Below are 17,289 nucleotides of genomic sequence, written 5' to 3'. Positions count from 1 at the left end.
GTGCTTTGATGTGACCGGGAGTGCAGCTCGACCCCGGGAACCCTTTGGCGATCAAGCACGTGGAGCGTCGGTTGGCGGCGGTGGTGGCGGCGGATGTCGCCGGCTACAGCCGTTTGATGGGCAACGACGAAGAGCGGACGCTGGCGGCCCTGAAGAGCACACGGGCGACACTGGTCGATCCGGTCATCGCCGATCATCGCGGCCGCATCGTCAAGACCTCCGGCGACGGGATGCTGGTCGAGTTCGCCAGTGCCGTCGACGCGGCGCGTTGCGCGGTCGAGGTCCAGCGCGGCATGGCGGCGCAGAATGCCACCGTGCCCCGTGACCTCAGAATCGAATTCCGCATCGGCATTCACGTCGGCGACATCATCATCGACGACAACGATATTTTCGGCGACGGCGTCAACATCGCCGCGCGCCTCGAAGGGATGGCCGAACCCGGCGGCATCTGCATTTCCGATGACGCGCACCGGCAGATCCGCGGCAAGGTCGATATCGACTTCGGCGACCTCGGTTCGCAAGCGCTGAAGAACATCGCCGAGCCGATGCGCGTCTGGCAGGTGCGGGTTGGCGGCGAGCCTGCGTCGGCGCCGTCGCGAAACGCCGCTCCGGATGTTGCCAGAATTCTGGAATCGCCGCCCTGCCAGCTTCCGCCGCTGCCCGACAAGCCGTCGATCGCGGTGCTGCCGTTCGACAACATGAGCGGCGATCGCGAGCAGGAATATTTCGCCGACGGCATGGTCGAGGAGATCATTACCGCGCTGTCGCGGTTCAAGTCGCTGTTCGTGATCGCGCGCAATTCGAGCTTTGCCTACAAGGGCAGGGCCGTCGACATCAAGCAGGTCGGGCGTGAACTCGGCGTGCGCTATGTTCTCGAGGGCAGCGTTCGCAAGGTCGGCCAGAAGGTTCGCATCAGCGGTCAGCTGATCGAGGCGGCGACCGGCAATCATATCTGGGCCGACCGGTTCGACGGCGACCTCGCGGATGTGTTCGGCTTGCAGGACCAGGTCGCGACCAGCGTGGTCGGATTGATTGCCCCCCGCCTGGAGCAGGCCGAGATCGAGCGGGCGCGGCGCAAGCCGACGGAGAAGCTCGACAGCTACGATTTCTATCTGCGCGGTGCGGCGTTGCTGCACCAGTGGTCGTCGCTGACGGATGCGCAGGCGTTTTTCGAAAAGGCGATCGAGCACGATCCGGCGCATGCGGCGGCCCATGCCATGGTGGGCTGGATGTGGATGGCGCGACAGGCCATCAACGGCCTGCCGCTCGATGTCGCGCAGCGCACCGAAGCCATCCGGCATGCGCGGCTGGCAGCCCGACTCGCCGACGAGGACGCGTTCGTGTTGGCGACGTCCGGTCACGTCATGGCCTATCTCGCCCACGAATACGACCTTGGCGTTTCCATGATCGAACAGGCGGTCGGTCTCAATCCAAACCTGGCCATCGTCTGGTTTTCGCGCGGCTGGGTCGCGCTGATGTGCGATGAGACCGAGCGCGCGATCGAGAGCTTCGAACGCATGATCCGGTTGAGCCCGCTGGATCCCTTGCGCATCAGCGCCTGGAACGGAACGTCACACGCATTCTTCTCGCTGGGGCGCTACGAAGAGGGTTGCGCCGCGGCGCTGAAATCCATCCAGTTCAATGTCAACGCGCACTCGCTGGGGGCCTTCATCATCAATGCCGTGCGCGCCGGACGTCCCGGCGAGACGCAGAAGGCGGTCGGCCGGCTCTTGAAGATTCAGCCGGGCTTCCGCACCTCGCATGTGACCGAGGCCTATCCGGTCCGCCGCGCCCACCGGCGCGAAGAGATCGCCGCCGCGCTGCGCGACGCGGGTCTGCCGGATTAGCTCACCCGTCGACTATTCCGCCGTCTGCTTCCTTAACTCAGCCACATCCTGCGCCGTCAGCTTCGAGCCCTTGCTGCCGAAACGCGCGGTGACGTAATTGGCAACGGCGGCGATCTCGTCGTCGGAATAGGCGTTGCCGAACGCCGGCATCGAGAGCGCGCCTTCGGGCGTGTGGCGCCTGGTCCCGGAGATCACGATCTGCGCCACGTTGGTGGCGCCGGGATCGTTGACCGCCCACGCGCCGGTCAGCGTCGCCATCGGCGAGAGCACGCTTTCGCCGGTCCAGCTATGGCAACTGACGCAGGCGCCCTGGAATACCATTTTGCCGCGGGCCTCCTGCGAGCCGTCCTTGTGCGACGCCGATGCCGGCGGCGCCAGGGTTGCGGGCAGATCGCTGGAAGCGACCGCCGGCACGCTGCGCAGATAGGCCACGATGGCGCGGATGTCTTCCGGCGCCATCTGGCTAAAACTGTGATCGACCGCTTCGCCCATCGGTCCCGACGCGGTGCCGTGGCCTGCGGCATGTCCGACCGAGAGATAGGAAATCAGGTCGTCGTCACGCCAGCCGCCGACGCCGGTGGCCTTGTCCGAGGAGATGTTGAAGGCGCGCCAGCCCGCGGTGACTGCACCGGCGAATTTCTTGCGGTTGTTGAGCGCGAACGCAAGATTGCGCGGGGTGTGGCATTCGCCGCAGTGGGTAAGTGCTTCGGCGAGATAGGCACCCCTGTTCCATTCCGGGCTCTTCGAGGTATCCGGCTCATATCGCGTGTCTGGATTGAACACCGCGGACCAGAACATCATCGCCCAGCGCTGGTTGAACGGAAACGCCAGCGTGTTGACGGGCGGCATCGCGCGCACTGGTGCCAGGCTGAACAGATAGGCCTTGATCGCCAGTGCATCGGCATCGCTGATATACGTGTAGGACGTATACGGCATCGCCGGATAAAGCCGCGCGCCGTCGTGCCGGATGCCGCGCTGAACCGCGTTGAGGAAATCCTTGTCGCTGTAATTGCCGATCCCGGTTTCCTTGTCCGGCGTGATGTTGGTCGAATAGAGCGTGCCGAACGGCAGCTTGAAGCCGAGGCCGCCGGAATATTCCTTGCCGCCCTGGGTGGTGTGGCAGACCATGCAGTCGGCTGCTTTCGCCAGATATTCGCCGCGCTCCACGAGGCTCGCCTGCGCGAGCGCTTTGGGAACGCCGGTCGGATTGGCGTCCTTGTAATCTTTCAGTTCGACCCGCGGGCCGCCGGCGAACGCCATCGGATCGGGGCCGCGGATGACCCAGACGGCGACGATGCCCACCGCCACCACGATGCCGGCAATGCTGGTCAGGAGACGACGCGTGTGCGGGCTCATGCTTTTTTCCCCGCAGCTATCAGGGAACGATCGATCGGCAACCTGCGAAGCGCGACGCCGGTCGCGGCATAGATCGCATTGCGCAAGGCGGGCGGTCCCGCCGTGGTGCCGGTTTCGCCGATCCCGCCGGGCATTTCGCCACTCTTGACGACATGAACCTCTATTTTGGGCGCCTGATCGATCCGCAGCATCCGGTAGTCGTGGAAGTTGGATTGCTGGACCCGTCCCTTGTCGATGGTGATCTCGCCATAGAGCGCGGCGGTGAGGCCGAAGATCAGTCCGCCCTCGACCTGGGCCATGATGGTGTCCGGATTGACGGCGATACCGGTATCCACCACCGAGGTGACGCGGCGCAGCTTGATCTCGCCCTGTTCGTCGACCTCCGCTTCCACCACGGTAGCAATGAAACTTCCGAACGATGGTTGCAGACACACACCGCGCCCGACGCGCGGCGGCAGCGGCTGGCCCCAATTGGCTTTTTCCGCGGCGAGGTTGAGCACCGACAGGAACCGCGGCTGGTTGGCCAGCATCCCGCGACGAAATTCAACCGGGTCTTTGCCCGCCTTGCGCGCCAGTTCGTCCATGAAGCATTCGGCGGCAAACACATTGTTGTTGGGGCCGACCCCGCGCCAGAAGCCAGTCGGCACCCCCGGCGGTTCGGCCCGCACATATTCGACGTGGAAATTCGGAATGTCGTAGGGCACGTCGACGGCGCTATCGATGGCGTCGATGTCGATGCCTTTCTGGAACGCCGGCGGCAGCCAGCGCGCAATGATCGCGGCGCCCGCAATCTTGTATTTCCAGCCGACGATCTTGCCGCCGGACAGGCTTGCCGAGATCGTGTCGCGATAGACCGGGCGATAGATGTCGTGCTGGATGTCTTCCTCGCGGGTCCACACTACCTTCACCGGCCCGTCGACCTGCTTGGCGATGCGAACGGCCGCGACCACCATGTCGGGCTCGAGTTTGCGGCCGAAGCCGCCGCCCAGCAGATGCTGGTTGACAGTCACTTTTTCGACCGGCAGCCCGGCCGCCTTCGCGGCCTCCGACTGCACGCGCGCCATGATTTGCGTCCCGGTCCAGACTTCGCAGGAATCGGGCTTGCAATGAACCGTGGCGTTCAACGGCTCCATCGTCGCATGGGCAAGGAACGGCAATTCGAACGACGCTTCGAATTTTTCGCCAGCCGCGAGGCCCTTGGCGATATCGCCGGTGGACTTTGCGACCACGCCGTCCTTTTCGCTGGCGGCGCGCAGGTCATCCCAGACCGCCTTCGAATTGAGCCTGGCGTTGGGCCCCTCGCTCCACTCGATCTTCAATGCCTCGAGGCCCTTCTTGGCCGCCCACATGTGATCGCCGACCACGGCAACGAGATCGTCGAGCACCACGATCTTCTGCACGCCCGGAATCTTTTTGGCCGCGCTGTCGTCGACCTTGCCGACCTTGCCGCCGAATACCGGACATTGCGCCAGCGTTGCGAACTTCATGTCCGGCAGCATCGCGTCGATGCCGTAGACGGCCTTGCCGTTGACCTTGTCCGGCGTGTCGAGCCGCTTTAGCGACTGGCCGATATAGACAAAATTCTTCGGATCCTTGGGCTGTATATCCTTGGGCGCGGTCTGGCTGCTGGCGGCTTGCGCCAGCGCGCCATAGGACAGCGTCCGGCCGCTCTCCTTGTGTGTCACTTCCCCCTTCGATGCGGTGCAACTCGCCGGATCGACCTGCCATTGCGCAGCCGCGGCCTGCACCAGCATGGCGCGCGCGGTGGCGCCGGCTTCGCGCAGCGGTTTCCAGAACGCCCGGACAGACGTCGAGCCGCCAGTTGCCTGAATGATGAAGACCGGATTGCCGTAAAGCTTCTCGTTGGCCGGTGCATGCTGCAGCGTCACTTTCGACCACTCGGCGTCGAGTTCTTCCGCCAGAATCATCGAAATGGCAGTGTAGATTCCCTGTCCCATCTCGACTTGCGGCATTACCAGCGTTGTCACGCCTTCCGCATCGATGCGGATGAACGCGTTGGGGGCGAATTTGCCGTCGGTTACATCAGGCGGCTGGTTCGGCTCGTTGACAGCGGCGCGCAGCGGCAGGTGGAAGGCGAGCAGGAAGCCGCCGGCCAATCCGCCGCTCAGCAGTGCACGGCGTGACACGCCGTCCGAAATCTTCAGCGGTGAAATCCTCTCGATCGATGTCATGGCGCGCTCCTATGACTGACGTCCGGTCGCGGCCTGCTTGATGGCCTCGCGAATGCGCACATAGGTGCCACAGCGGCAGATGTTTCCGGCCATCGCGGCGTCGATGTCGGAATCGTCAGGGTTGGGCGTCGAGGCGAGCAGCGCCGCCGCCGACATGATCTGGCCGGGCTGGCAATAGCCGCACTGGATCACTTCGAGGTCGAGCCAGGCTTTCTGCACCTTGGCCCCCGCGGGCGACGCGCCGACGCCCTCGATGGTGGTCACGTTGCGGTCGCGGACCGCGCCGACTGGCAGCACGCAGGAACGCACCGCCTTGCCGTCGATATGCACCGTGCAGGCGCCGCATTGCGCGATGCCGCAGCCGAATTTCGTTCCGGTCATACCGAGAATGTCACGGAGTACCCAGAGCAACGGCATATCAGGCGGCGCGTCGAAAGATTTTGGTTCGCCATTAATGGTCAGCGTCGTTGCCATATGCACCCCCAGAATAAACGGCCGCGGGCAGCGGACACGTTGGCGAAATCGTTGATCGATTATATCGCCCTGAGACGAATTATGAACGAAAGAAATTTTCGCAATGCTGATCTGCCGGCCCAACAGAGCATGAGTCCAAGCAGACCATGAGTCATCACGCCGTCGTGTTGTCTGGTACGAATGCGCCGGTTTTGGGCGAATTGAGATGATGGATGTCATCTTTTCATGCTCACCTGCCCGGCAATTGCACGCCTGTCGGGCAGATGGAAATCGGGTCTGCCGGATTAGGACGTGAACCCGTAAAACCGGCGGCGGAGGCGGACGCCGGCTTTCCTGCGCATAACGGACTCAATCCGGTCGCTCGACGTCGGCATATTCCCTTGCCAGGAAATCCAGCAGCGTCCGCACCGAAGGCAGCAAGCCTCGTCGGGATGGAAATGCTGCATGAATGATGCCGGGCTTCGGCGCCCAGTCGGGCAGCAGATCGATCAACCGTCCTTTCCGGAAATCCTCCTCGACGACGAAGCTTGGAAACTGGCAGACACCGACGCCGCGCAACGCGGCGAGCCGAAGTGCCACCATGTCCTCGGTGACGAAACGTGGCTTGTGGCGGATGGTCGACACCGCGCCCCCGGGACCGTCGAGACGCCATTCATGCTCCAGCTTGGCGGGATCCCATGCGAGACTGGGCAGCGTTGCAAGGTCGGTCGGGACGAGTGGCCGCGCGAATGTCTGCACCAGCGATGGACTTGCGACCAGGCGCTGCGGACTGTCGGCCAGTTTGCGGATGACGAGGTCGCTGTCCTCCAACGGCGGAAAGCGGACGCGTATGGCGAGGTCGAATCCCTCGCGGATCACGTCAACCCGGCGGTTGGTGCTCTCCAGCAGGACCTCGACCTTCGGGCACTGCTCCATGAAGCGGGCGATCATCTCGCCGACCTGAAAATAGATCATCGAGGACGGGCAACTCACACGCACCACGCCCTGCGGTTCGGCGCGCATCCGATCGATGACCTCCTGGGCGGCCTCGGCCTCGACCATCATCGCCACGCAATGCTGGTAATATGCGCGACCGATCTCGGTGACGGCAAAGCGTCGGGTCGAACGGTGGACCAGCCGCACGCCTAGGCGTTGTTCCAGAAGGCCGATCCGCCGGCTTAGCCGGGATCGCGGCATGCCGAGTTTGCGGGCGGCGGCGGCAAAGCCGTTCTGCTCCACCACCTCGGCGAACAGGCGCAGGTCGTTGAGGTCTTGCATGGATCTCATTGTCCTATTTTCAGGACATTGTAGCGCAAAATCGGCGTCTACTGCCAGCTTTGTCCTGATCGTATGTTCTTCGCAGCGCAAGCACGCCGCAAGGCGCGGCGAAAAGGAGAAACATCATGAGAAAGATACTTGGTATCTACAGCGCCCCGCGCGGCCATTGGGTCGGCGACGGCTTTCCCGTCCGCTCGCTGTTCTCGCATGCCAGTCACGGCGAGCATGTCAGTCCCTTCCTGCTGCTCGACTATGCCGGCCCGGCGGATTTTACGCCGACAGACAAGCCGCGTGGCGTGGGGACACATCCGCATCGCGGCTTCGAGACCGTGACGATCGTCTACCAGGGCGAGGTCGAGCACCGGGACTCCACCGGCAAGGGTGGCGTGATCGGTCCGGGCGACGTCCAGTGGATGACGGCCGCGGGCGGCATCCTGCACAAGGAATTCCATTCCGAGGCGTTCACCCGCAAAGGCGGACCGCTCGAGATGGTTCAGCTCTGGGTCAATCTGCCGGCAAAGGACAAGAATGCCGAGCCGGGCTATCAGACGCTGCTCAACCGTGACATTCCGTCGGTCGCGCTGCCGAACGGCGCCGGCACGTTGCGGGTCATCGCCGGTGCGTATGACGGCAAGCGTGGCCCCGCCCACACGTTCACACCAATGGACGTCTGGGATGTGCGGCTCAAGCGGGACAGCACGGCCGCGTTCACCCTGCCGGAAGGCCGCACCGTCGCGGTGGTCGTGCTGAAGGGCTCGGTGCAGGTCAACGGCGACACCAGCGCCCGCGAAGCGCAATTCGTCTTGCTCGATCGCAAGGGTGGCGAGATCAAGCTGGAAGCCAGCAGCGATGCGTCGCTTCTGATCCTCAGCGGCGATCCGATTGACGAGCCGGTTGTCATGCACGGCCCATTCGTCATGAACACGACCGACCAGATCAGGCAGGCGATGGTCGACTTCCAGGGCGGAAAGTTTGGAGACATTCCCGCCTGACCCGACACCGCTGATTTCCCGCATCATCAAGCCAGCAACGAACGCGCCCGACGTGAGGGCGCGTTCATGCCGGCGACGTCCGTCTCCCGGGCCTAAATGGGTCGATCGAGTTCGGCGACAAGCTGGGCCAGGTTTGCTGCTGCCCGCGGACGGGCTTCGCGGAGACGCTCAAGAATGCGTATCCCTTCGGGACCCGACGCCGCGCCGGTATCCGGGAATCCGGCGCCCGATAGCCTGTGCTCGGCGATCCACGGAGCCAGCGCTTTTTCGGCCTCCCATCGCTGTCCATTTCGCAAATCCGAGAGCATATCCCTAAGCCGATCCGCAGCGACCTCTGGTGTCGAAATCGGCGCACATATGTCGTTCTTGATCGCGTCATCGTCATAGACCGCTTCTACATGTGCGATGAAGGCCGCGCTGAAACTGAGACGCCCGGTGCGCAACATCTGAAGCGTGATCTGATTCCCATCGAAGACCGGAACGGGAGGGCGTCTGCTGAATGCCTTCGCGGTACAATCCACATAGAGGTCGTCCGGCGCAGCATCGACTGCGCCTTTCTCTAGGACGATCGCATCGCGCTCGATCCGCCTGACACGTCCTTTGCGCACTATGTCCTTGATAGTGCGCAGCGCTTCCACCTCGAGGATCGAGAGCGTGGCGCCGCGAAACACCGTCGGCAGCACAGTCCGATCGACGCGCAACATCTGGCCTCGCCGTTCCAAACGCTCGAAGAAATCCGCCACCGAGGTAGCTTCGGCCGCTCCCTCCAACTGATGAGCCATACCGTCGACGGTGCGCGCGAAAAAAGCATCGCCGGGTTGTGTCGTGTCGCGATTTATCAGCCAGGAATCTCGTGGCACGACCCATCGGATATTTTCCGGCGGGGCGCCCATCTGTAGCAGCCAGATGCCGACATCCATCGCTGTTTTGCCGCCGCCCAGGATAACGTAGCGTTGGCGTCCGGGCGCGGCAGCCGGCAGCAGGTTCGGCGTTACGAGTTTGACGCCTTCGGCGACTCCAAAGGAGGGGGTGTGCGTCGAGGGCACCTGGGTGTTCAGGAACGTAGCGTGCACGAGTCTCTTGCTAAACGCGACCTGCTGGATTGCGCCCGAGAGAAGGGAAACGAATCGTCCGTCTCCCAGATGGTCACACTTCGGAAAATACTGGACACGACCCGAAGGCAGAAAACGTTCTTGCATCAGCCTGTCGAAATAGCTGACGATCTCCGGGCCGGAGGCCAGATCATAGTAACCCCGATTGAGACTGGATACGTCGATGCGGTTGCTGCCGAGTTGACGTGATCCCACGCCATAGAACGCAGATGGCTGATGCAGCCGGACAAAGGAATAAGCATCGTTCCAATGGCCGCCCGGCATGTGGGACTACAACACCTGAAAAACATCCAGCGTGCGTGCATTCGCAGAAAGCGAGCCGCGGGCGACCGAGCAGATGCCGTTCATCCAACTGTACTTTTCTGAACTCGTCTCGAAGTAAGGCGTGGTGCGGAAATAGTAGGCTCCCGGGTCGACCATCTTGCCTTGATATAGGCGATCCATAACCTCTTTCGGACCATGGCGAAGTCCCTTCCAGGTCGCGCAGATCTGATGGTGGTCGTCGGTCTCGAGGATCAACCGCGCGTCCACCTCCATCACGTCGTCGCGGCGGATCAGCGACCAACCCCCGCCGCCCGGCAACACCCTGCCCTTAAGCTTCGGCCCGTCGAAGCTGCCGCCATCAAAATGAAACATGCGCCGCCGGCCGTAGGGAGTATCGCCGAGACTGGATACTTGAATTTCGAGAACGAGCGTAAACAGAAACCTGGTGTCGATCTCCGGCATGGAAGCCTCCCGCTGACTGGTATCCGCCATGTGCTGCGAAACGGATTGTAGGCCTTTCGGTTTAACTCGCCTACGCCCATACGCTCGAAGCGGGAACTGCATTTTTAGTGCATGCTCCTTCGTTGCTTTGGCTTTTCGGAAAAATCCGGAACGCAGCGTGCCAATTTCAGCCGCGAGCCGCCTTCCTCCAGCGCGGGCTGTCCTATATGAGAGAATTATCACCGCGACGTGCCGATAGTTCCCGGAAGCGAACTGGCGGCGCGGACGGTGGTGCTAGTGATCCAAAAAATCGCGATCTGACACGATGGTCGACGCACGCGCGGACAGGCACTTCAACCGGGGCATGGCATGGTAAATCGATTGACGACGGCGCGATCCACCGTGGCGGCGCGGCGTTGGGGTCCTCCCGCCATTGCGACGCTCGCGGTGATCGCCGCACTGACGGCGCTGACCGCCGGCGCCGCGGCGAGACAGCCGCGCCCCGCAGCCGCCACCGAGGCGACCGCGCCGCGCGAGGCCGGCGAGCCGATCATGGCGATCGTGTCGATCAAGAGCCAGCAGGTGACCTTCTACGACGCCGACGGCTGGATCCTGCGCGCGCCGGTCTCGACCGGCACTACGGGACGCGAGACGCCGGCCGGCGTGTTCGCCCTCATCGAGAAGGACAAGGACCACCATTCGACCCTCTATGACGATGCCTGGATGCCGAACATGCAGCGCATCACCTGGAACGGCGTCGCGCTGCACGGCGGGCCGCTGCCCGGATATGCGGCCTCGCACGGCTGCGTGCGGATGCCCTTTGGCTTCGCCGAAAAACTGTTCGACAAGACGCGGATCGGGATGCGGGTGATCATCTCGCCCGATAATGCCGAGCCGGTCGAGTTCTCGCATCCCTCGCTGTTCGTGCCGAATCGGGAGGCCATCGCGGCCGCGCCGGCCAAAGCCGAGGTGCTCTCCCGCGAGGCGGCCGAGGCTGCCAAGGCGGCCGACGAGGCGAAGAAAGCCGCCGCGACCGCGACGCGTGAGACAGCCACGCTGACGGCGTCGCTGCGCAAGCTGGAGGGGCTCAAGAGGCGCGCCGACGCCGAGCTCGCCTATGCCGACAAAGTGCTCGCCGCCGCCAGGACGGACGAGGCCAAGGCACGTGCCGAGACTCTCAAGCAGAAGGCCGCCGCCAAGGCCACGGACCTTGCGACCCAGCTCGACACCGCCAAGGCCGACGCGAAATCGAAGCTCGACGCCGCCGCCGCCGCAAAGGAAGCGGTCAAGCCGGCCCAAGCGAAGAAGATCGATACCGCCAAGGCGGCGAGCGACGCCAAGCTCGCGCTTGAGCCGGCGTCGATCTTCATCAGCCGCGCAACGCAGAAGCTTTACGTACGGCGCAACACACATAAGCCGGCGCCGGACGGCGGCGGCGAGGTGTTCGATGCGACCATCGAGGTTCCGGTCACCATCCGTAATCCCGAAAGGCCGATCGGCACCCACGTGTTCACGGCGATGGCGCGCAACGACACGGGTCTGCGCTGGTCTGTGGTCACGATCGACAATGGGGACAACGCCAGGGACGCGCTCGACCGCGTCACGATCCCGCAGGAGGTGCTCGATCGCATCGCGCCGACCGCATTGCCGCGATCCTCGATCGTCATCTCGGACGAGCCGCTGAGCCGCGAGACCAACTATCGCACCGAGTTCGTCGCGGTGCTGAACAACCAGCCGCAGGGCGGCTTCGTGACGCGCCAGCCGACGGTCGATGTCCTGGCTGAGAGCGACGACGGCTTCGGCTTTGGCTTCTTCAATCAGGAGCCCCAAATGGCAAATCCGCGCCCGCGCGGCGGCCAATATCGTCAGATGCCACCGCAACCGTACTATCGTCGGTGGCAACCGGGCTGGTAGTAAAACGCGGCGCGCGGCCGCGCACGTGATGTGGATCGGCGGTTGGCGAGTTGATCGACCAACCGATCGCTGGTCGGCATCACGGCATGGCCTCGGTTGAAGTCGGGGTCACAGTCTGTATGCGGTGCGGAAACCGCCCCAGTGGCGGCCTTTGACGCGGATCGGAACGTCGATCTCGCGCATCATGACGGTCTTGCCGTTGCCCATGTCGCGGGCATAGCTCTGAATCAGATAGGCGCGCTGGTTGCGGCCTGCGGCCAGGCCCGCCGCATCGTTGAAGATGCGCCGGTTGCGGCTGTTGGCGGTGTTCCAGGTGACATCGCCCGGCCGCTGCGGATGGGAATAGATCTTGTTGTGGACCGGCAGATAGCCGTTGCGATCGATCATCGCGCTGAACGCCATGCGCGGATCCTTGGCCAGGAAGGCTTCCTGGAACGCCGGCAGCACACGGTCGGCCCAGTCCAGTACCTTGGTGCGGTATTGAACCGGATTGGTGCCCGGGATTTCGACATAGTTGGTATCGAACATGTCCTCGATCGAGATCGCGCCGCTGGCCACGCCGTTCTCGAATATTTTGGTCAGCGCAACGCCGGCCTCCATGGCGCGCGTGACGAACTCGGTGTTCTCGTCGTGGATCGACCACAAGGCGTCTTCGATCGCCTCCTTCAATGCGGCATCCGGCCGCTCGAACTGCGCCAGCACGCCGGCGTTGCTGCGCTCGCCGATGCGGATTCTGCAGACGCCGACGTTCTGCAGGGTGACGGCCAGGATTTCGTTTGACGCCAGCCGTTCGGCATCCGGTCCGCTGATCAGGATGCCTTCGTGCGAGATTTCGTAGACCGGGGCGGTGACGAGGCCGCGCGAGGTCGTCATTTCGATCTGGAGGCTGCAGGGCAGCTTTTCGCGCTTGCGGTCCGTGTTCTCGTTCCGGCGCAACAGCACGGCGCAGCGCGATTTGAGCTTCTGCGCGAACATCGTGACGGCCTGGCCTGCCTTGGCGACGCTTTGGCCATGCGCCTCGGCTTCCTTGGTGACGCTGTCGATCTCGCTCGCGCTGTCGCCGACCGAAACGATGAAGCGCGAGGTGGAGGCGGCGTTGTCGGACATCTCGCCGGTGGTCTGGCTCTGCTCGGCCACCGCGCCATTGACGGTTTCGAACACCGGGCGGATCGCCTCGATCGCCTGCGAGATGCGGTGCACGGCGTCGGCCGAGCCGGTGGCGTCGCGCTGCAACGCCTCGATCTTCTTGGTGATTTCCTCGGTGGCGTTCTGGGTCTGCACCGCGAGCGCCTTCACTTCGGTGGCGACGACGGCGAAACCGCGGCCGGCCTCGCCGGCGCGCGCGGCCTCGATGGTGGAGTTGAGCGCCAGCAGCGTGGTTTGCCGTGCGATCTGTGCGATCAGGTTGACGACGTTGCCGATCGCCGCCGAGGATTCCCGCAGGCGATCCACATTGGCGCTGGCTTCGCGGGCGGCGGCGCTGGCCTGGTCGGCGAGCTTGCCGGCGTCGCGCACCTGCGAACCGATGCCCTGGGCCGACTGGGTGAACTTGTCGGCGACCCGCGAAAACGTCGTCGCCGTGGTTTGCGCGGCGCTGGTGTGGCCGGTCAGCGCGTCGGTGCGTTGACGGATGGTGGAAAGGGTCGCGGCCGTGGCCTCGGCCCCGCCGGCGACCGAATGGGCCGCGCGTTCGAGCTGGCGGATCATGCCGCCGAGTTCGAGCTCCAGCAGTTCAAGGATTTCCCTGGCCGAATCGTTTTCGGTGCTGACGGCCTCGGCCGCTGGTGCGATGGCTGCAACCATTGCAGAACCCGTCGTCGACCCCTTGGGTTCGACGGCCGGCGCGGCCGCTTTCGGCTCGCGCTTTCCAAATAAACCGAACGCCATGGGGGCTCTCAAAAGTTGAGAATGGGTGGGACATCCTCTCATCCGAGCATGAAGTCATGGTTAACAACTGCCTCATATTCCGGCAGGCCGCACGGGTTCCCCTAGGGAACCCGGGGCAAATCTTTGATTTTGGCCGGTCACCGGCCTATAAGGCCGCGCTTTCACCCGAAATCCCTCCGGACGAATCCAAGAGACCATCGCATGGCCGGCCATTCCCAATTCAAGAACATCATGCACCGCAAGGGCAAGCAGGACGCCCAGAAGTCGAAGGTGTTCGGCAAGCTGGCGCGGGAAATCACCGTAGCCGCGAAACTGGGCACCCCGGACCCGGCGATGAACCCGCGGCTGCGCGCGGCCATCATCGCGGCGCGCCAGGAAAACATGCCGAAGGACAATATCGAGCGCGCCGTGAAGAAGGCGACCGGCGGCGACAGCGAGAACTACGACGAAATCCGCTACGAGGGTTACGGGCCCGGCGGCGTCGCCATCATCGTCGAGGCGCTGACCGACAACCGCAACCGCTCCGCCTCCGATATCCGCACCTACTTCACCAAATCCGGTGGCAATCTCGGCGAAACCGGCTCGGTCGCCTTCATGTTCGATCGCACCGGCATCATCGAATATGACGCCAAGGTCGCGTCCGACGACGCGATGCTGGACGCCGCGATCGAGGCCGGCGCCGACGACGTGATCTCCAGCGAAAACGGCCACGAGATCTACGCCTCGCAAGAAACTTTCCGCGAAGTCGCGAAAGCACTGGAAGCGAAGTTCGGCGAAGCCCGCAAGGCGGCGCTGACCTGGAAGCCGCAAAACACCATCGCGGTCGAGGACGAAGTCGGCGAGAAGCTGTTGAAGCTGATGGACCTGTTGAACGAGCACGACGACGTCCAGAACGTCTACGCCAATTTCGAGATTTCGGACGCGCTGGTCGCCAAGATGGGCGGGTAGAGACCTCGATGCCGGCTCCAAATTCAGCGGTCGTCGTCGACCGGACGATCCAGTATTCCAGAGACTGACATTGAACCGACAGGCCGCGGCGTACTGGATCCCCGCTTCCGCGGGGATGACGTGCGGTGTGATACTCCGGTAGGGGACGGCGGTTTGTTTATGTTTCGTTCACGATGGTCTGGCGTTATCACTAGGCCATGACAACCCCACCGATTCGCCAACCCGTCCGGATCATCGGCATCGACCCCGGCCTGCGCCGTACCGGCTGGGGCGTGATCGAGACCGAGGGCAACCGGCTGGTCTTCATCGGCTGCGGCTCGGTGGAGCCGCCGGACCACCTGCCGCTGGCGAGCCGCCTGCTGGCGATCCATGAAGGGTTGGCCGCGGTGCTCGGCGATTTCAAGCCGGCGGAGGCCGCGGTCGAACAGACCTTTGTCAACAAGGACGGCGTAGCGACGCTGAAACTCGGCCAGGCCCGCGGGGTCGCGATGCTGGCGCCGGCGATGTTCGGCATCGCGGTCGCGGAATATGCGCCCAACCAGGTCAAGAAGACCGTGGTCGGCGCCGGGCATGCCGACAAGAGCCAGATCGCGGTGATGCTGAAGATCCTGCTGCCGAAGGCCGAGCCGAAATCGGCCGACGCCGCCGACGCGCTGGCGATCGCGATCACGCATGCCCATCACCGCGCCAGCACGGCGCTGCGGCTGAAGGTGGCGAGCCTATGATCGGAAAGCTGTGTTTTCTCCCTCCCCCCTTGTGGGGGAGGGTTGGGGAGGGGGGTAGCCACGGGCTCCGCACTTTGCGGCTTACCCCTCACCCGTCACGAATTCGCTTCGCTCATCCGTGCCACCCTCTCCCACAAGGGGAGAGGGGAAGAGAAACAGCATGATCGGAAAGCTCAAGGGCCTGATCGATTCCTACGGCGAGGATTACGTGATCCTCGACGTCGGCGGCGTCGGCTACCAGGTGCACTGCTCGTCACGCACGCTGCAGGCGCTGCCGTCGCCGGGCGAAGCCGCCGTGCTCGCGATCGAGACCTATGTGCGCGAGGACCAGATAAAACTGTTCGGCTTTCGCAGCGACGTCGAACGCGAATGGTTTCGCCTGCTGCAGACCGTGCAGGGCGTCGGCGCCAAGGTGGCGCTGGCCGTGCTCTCGACATTGCCGCCGTCCGAACTCGCCAACGCGATCGCGCTGCGCGACAAGGCCGCGGTGGTGCGCACGCCCGGCGTCGGGCCGAAAGTGGCCGAGCGTATTGTCACCGAGTTGAAGGACAAGGCGCCTCAATTTGCCAGCGTCGATCCGGCGCTGGTGCATCTCTCGGGCGCCATCGACAATGACCGCGCGCCGCGCCCGGTGACGGACGCGATCTCGGCGCTGGTCAATCTCGGCTACGGCCAGCCGCAGGCGGCCGCCGCCATCGCGCAGGCCTCGCGCAGCGCCGGTGAAAACGCCGAGACCGCGCAACTGATCCGGCTGGGGCTTAAGGAACTGGCGAAGTGAACACGCCCTCCCGCATCGTCACGCCCGAGCGCCGTTCCGACGATGTCGGCGACACCGCGCTGCGCCCGCAACTGCTGTCTGAATTCGTCGGCCAGGCCCAGGCGCGAAAAAATCTCTCGATCTTCATCGAGGCGGCCCGCAAGCGGAACGAAGCGCTCGACCATGTGCTGTTCGTCGGTCCTCCCGGCTTGGGCAAGACCACGCTGGCGCAGATCGTGGCGCGCGAACTCGGCGTCGGTTTTCGCGCCACCTCCGGTCCCGTCATTGCCAAGGCCGGCGATCTCGCTGCCCTCCTGACCAATCTCGAAGAGCGTGATGTTTTGTTCATCGACGAAATCCACCGCCTCAGCCCGGCGGTGGAGGAAGTGCTGTATCCTGCGATGGAGGATTTTCAGCTCGATCTCATCATCGGCGAAGGGCCGGCGGCGCGCTCGGTCAAGATCGACCTCGCCAAGTTCACGCTGGTCGGCGCCACCACGCGCGCAGGCCTGTTGACCAATCCGCTGCGCGACCGCTTCGGCATTCCGGTGCGGCTGAATTTCTATACTGAGGAAGAACTGGAAAAAATCGTCACCCGCGGCGCCCGCGTGCTCAATATCGGGATGACGCCTGACGGCGCCAACGAGATCGCGCGTCGCGCCCGCGGAACGCCGCGCATCGCCGGACGGCTGTTGCGGCGGGTGCGCGATTTTGCCTCGGCAGCGGATGCCAGTTCGGTCGACCGCGCCATCGCCGACCACGCGCTGAGCGCGTTGGAAGTCGATTCCGCCGGCCTCGATGCGATGGACCGCCGCTATCTCACGACGATTGCGATGAACTATGGCGGCGGGCCGGTCGGCGTCGAAACCATGGCGGCGGCGCTGTCGGAGCCGCGCGACGCCATCGAGGACATCATCGAGCCGTTTTTGATCCAGTGCGGCTATCTGCAGCGCACGCCGCGCGGACGGCTGTTGACCTCGCACGCCTTCAAGCATCTCGGCCTCGCCGAACCCGCGCGCGACCCGGCGCAGTTCGGATTGTTCGGTAGCGGCGAAAGCGACGAGTAGCCGCCGATATTCACTGCTTCGAACCGGATCGTCGCAACCACGCACTAACGGCAAAT

At 64.0% G+C, this 17,289-nt stretch carries 14 protein-coding genes; 7 read left to right on the top strand and 7 right to left on the bottom strand.

Features of this window, described 5'->3' with window-relative positions; translation table 11 throughout:
* Positions 1-59 precede the first annotated feature (59 nt).
* On the top strand, positions 60-1,847 hold the full coding sequence (locus FFI89_RS29925) for an adenylate/guanylate cyclase domain-containing protein (RefSeq protein ID WP_138831089.1): 1,788 nt from the start codon (positions 60-62) through the stop codon (positions 1,845-1,847).
* 12 nt (positions 1,848-1,859) lie between these two features.
* On the opposite strand, the gene FFI89_RS29920 is transcribed toward FFI89_RS29925, so the two are convergent.
* The 4 genes from FFI89_RS29920 to FFI89_RS29905 form a co-directional block, all read right to left on the bottom strand.
* Positions 1,860-3,203, bottom strand: a complete 1,344-nt coding sequence (locus tag FFI89_RS29920; RefSeq protein WP_138831088.1) for a cytochrome c — start codon at positions 3,201-3,203, stop codon at positions 1,860-1,862.
* Complete coding sequence (locus FFI89_RS29915) at positions 3,200-5,395, bottom strand: xanthine dehydrogenase family protein molybdopterin-binding subunit (protein WP_138831087.1); 2,196 nt, start codon at positions 5,393-5,395, stop codon at positions 3,200-3,202. The genes FFI89_RS29920 and FFI89_RS29915 overlap by 4 nt, the downstream gene beginning before the upstream one ends.
* 9 nt (positions 5,396-5,404) lie before the next feature.
* Positions 5,405-5,869 carry a (2Fe-2S)-binding protein gene (locus FFI89_RS29910; RefSeq protein ID WP_138831086.1) on the bottom strand — a complete coding sequence of 155 codons (465 nt, stop codon included), beginning with the start codon at positions 5,867-5,869 and terminating at the stop codon, positions 5,405-5,407.
* Positions 5,870-6,217: 348 nt separating this feature from the next.
* On the bottom strand, positions 6,218-7,126 hold the full coding sequence (locus FFI89_RS29905) for a LysR substrate-binding domain-containing protein (RefSeq protein ID WP_168213196.1): 909 nt from the start codon (positions 7,124-7,126) through the stop codon (positions 6,218-6,220).
* 125 nt (positions 7,127-7,251) lie between these two features.
* On the opposite strand from FFI89_RS29905, the gene FFI89_RS29900 reads away from it, so the two are divergent.
* On the top strand, positions 7,252-8,118 hold the full coding sequence (locus FFI89_RS29900; RefSeq protein WP_138831084.1) for a pirin family protein: 867 nt from the start codon (positions 7,252-7,254) through the stop codon (positions 8,116-8,118).
* Between the two features lie 92 nt (positions 8,119-8,210).
* On the opposite strand, the gene FFI89_RS29895 is transcribed toward FFI89_RS29900, so the two are convergent.
* Positions 8,211-9,494, bottom strand: a complete 1,284-nt coding sequence (locus FFI89_RS29895) for an NAD(P)/FAD-dependent oxidoreductase (RefSeq protein ID WP_138831083.1) — start codon at positions 9,492-9,494, stop codon at positions 8,211-8,213.
* A 6-nt stretch (positions 9,495-9,500) separates the two neighbouring features.
* Entirely contained in the window at positions 9,501-9,956 is a 456-nt protein-coding gene (locus FFI89_RS29890; RefSeq protein ID WP_138831082.1) for a DUF3237 family protein, read from the bottom strand.
* A gap of 348 nt (positions 9,957-10,304) precedes the next feature.
* Between FFI89_RS29890 and FFI89_RS29885 the strand changes: the two genes are divergently transcribed.
* Positions 10,305-11,849 carry a L,D-transpeptidase gene (locus tag FFI89_RS29885; protein ID WP_138831081.1) on the top strand — a complete coding sequence of 515 codons (1,545 nt, stop codon included), beginning with the start codon at positions 10,305-10,307 and terminating at the stop codon, positions 11,847-11,849.
* Positions 11,850-11,957: 108 nt separating this feature from the next.
* Here the strand turns inward: FFI89_RS29885 and FFI89_RS29880 are convergent, their stop codons facing one another.
* The gene (locus tag FFI89_RS29880; RefSeq protein ID WP_138831080.1) at positions 11,958-13,736 is read right to left on the bottom strand and encodes a methyl-accepting chemotaxis protein; all 1,779 of its coding nucleotides are present in this window, start codon (positions 13,734-13,736) and stop codon (positions 11,958-11,960) included.
* 201 nt (positions 13,737-13,937) lie between these two features.
* On the opposite strand from FFI89_RS29880, the gene FFI89_RS29875 reads away from it, so the two are divergent.
* The 4 genes from FFI89_RS29875 to ruvB all read left to right on the top strand — a co-directional run bounded on the left by FFI89_RS29875 (position 13,938) and on the right by ruvB (position 17,233).
* Positions 13,938-14,684, top strand: a complete 747-nt coding sequence (locus FFI89_RS29875; protein WP_138831079.1) for a YebC/PmpR family DNA-binding transcriptional regulator — start codon at positions 13,938-13,940, stop codon at positions 14,682-14,684.
* A 197-nt stretch (positions 14,685-14,881) separates the two neighbouring features.
* Positions 14,882-15,409, top strand: coding sequence for a crossover junction endodeoxyribonuclease RuvC (ruvC, locus tag FFI89_RS29870; RefSeq protein ID WP_138831078.1), 528 nt, complete (start codon positions 14,882-14,884; stop codon positions 15,407-15,409).
* 160 nt (positions 15,410-15,569) lie between these two features.
* Entirely contained in the window at positions 15,570-16,187 is a 618-nt protein-coding gene (gene ruvA, locus FFI89_RS29865; RefSeq protein WP_138831077.1) for a Holliday junction branch migration protein RuvA, read from the top strand.
* Complete coding sequence (gene ruvB, locus FFI89_RS29860; RefSeq protein WP_138831076.1) at positions 16,184-17,233, top strand: Holliday junction branch migration DNA helicase RuvB; 1,050 nt, start codon at positions 16,184-16,186, stop codon at positions 17,231-17,233. The genes ruvA and ruvB overlap by 4 nt, the downstream gene beginning before the upstream one ends.
* Positions 17,234-17,289 lie beyond the last annotated feature (56 nt).

This window comes from Bradyrhizobium sp. KBS0727 (assembly GCF_005937885.2).
GTDB lineage: Bacteria > Pseudomonadota > Alphaproteobacteria > Rhizobiales > Xanthobacteraceae > Bradyrhizobium.
The sequence above is the reverse complement of the archived record's forward strand: the minus strand, read 5'-3'. Positions and strand labels throughout refer to the sequence as shown.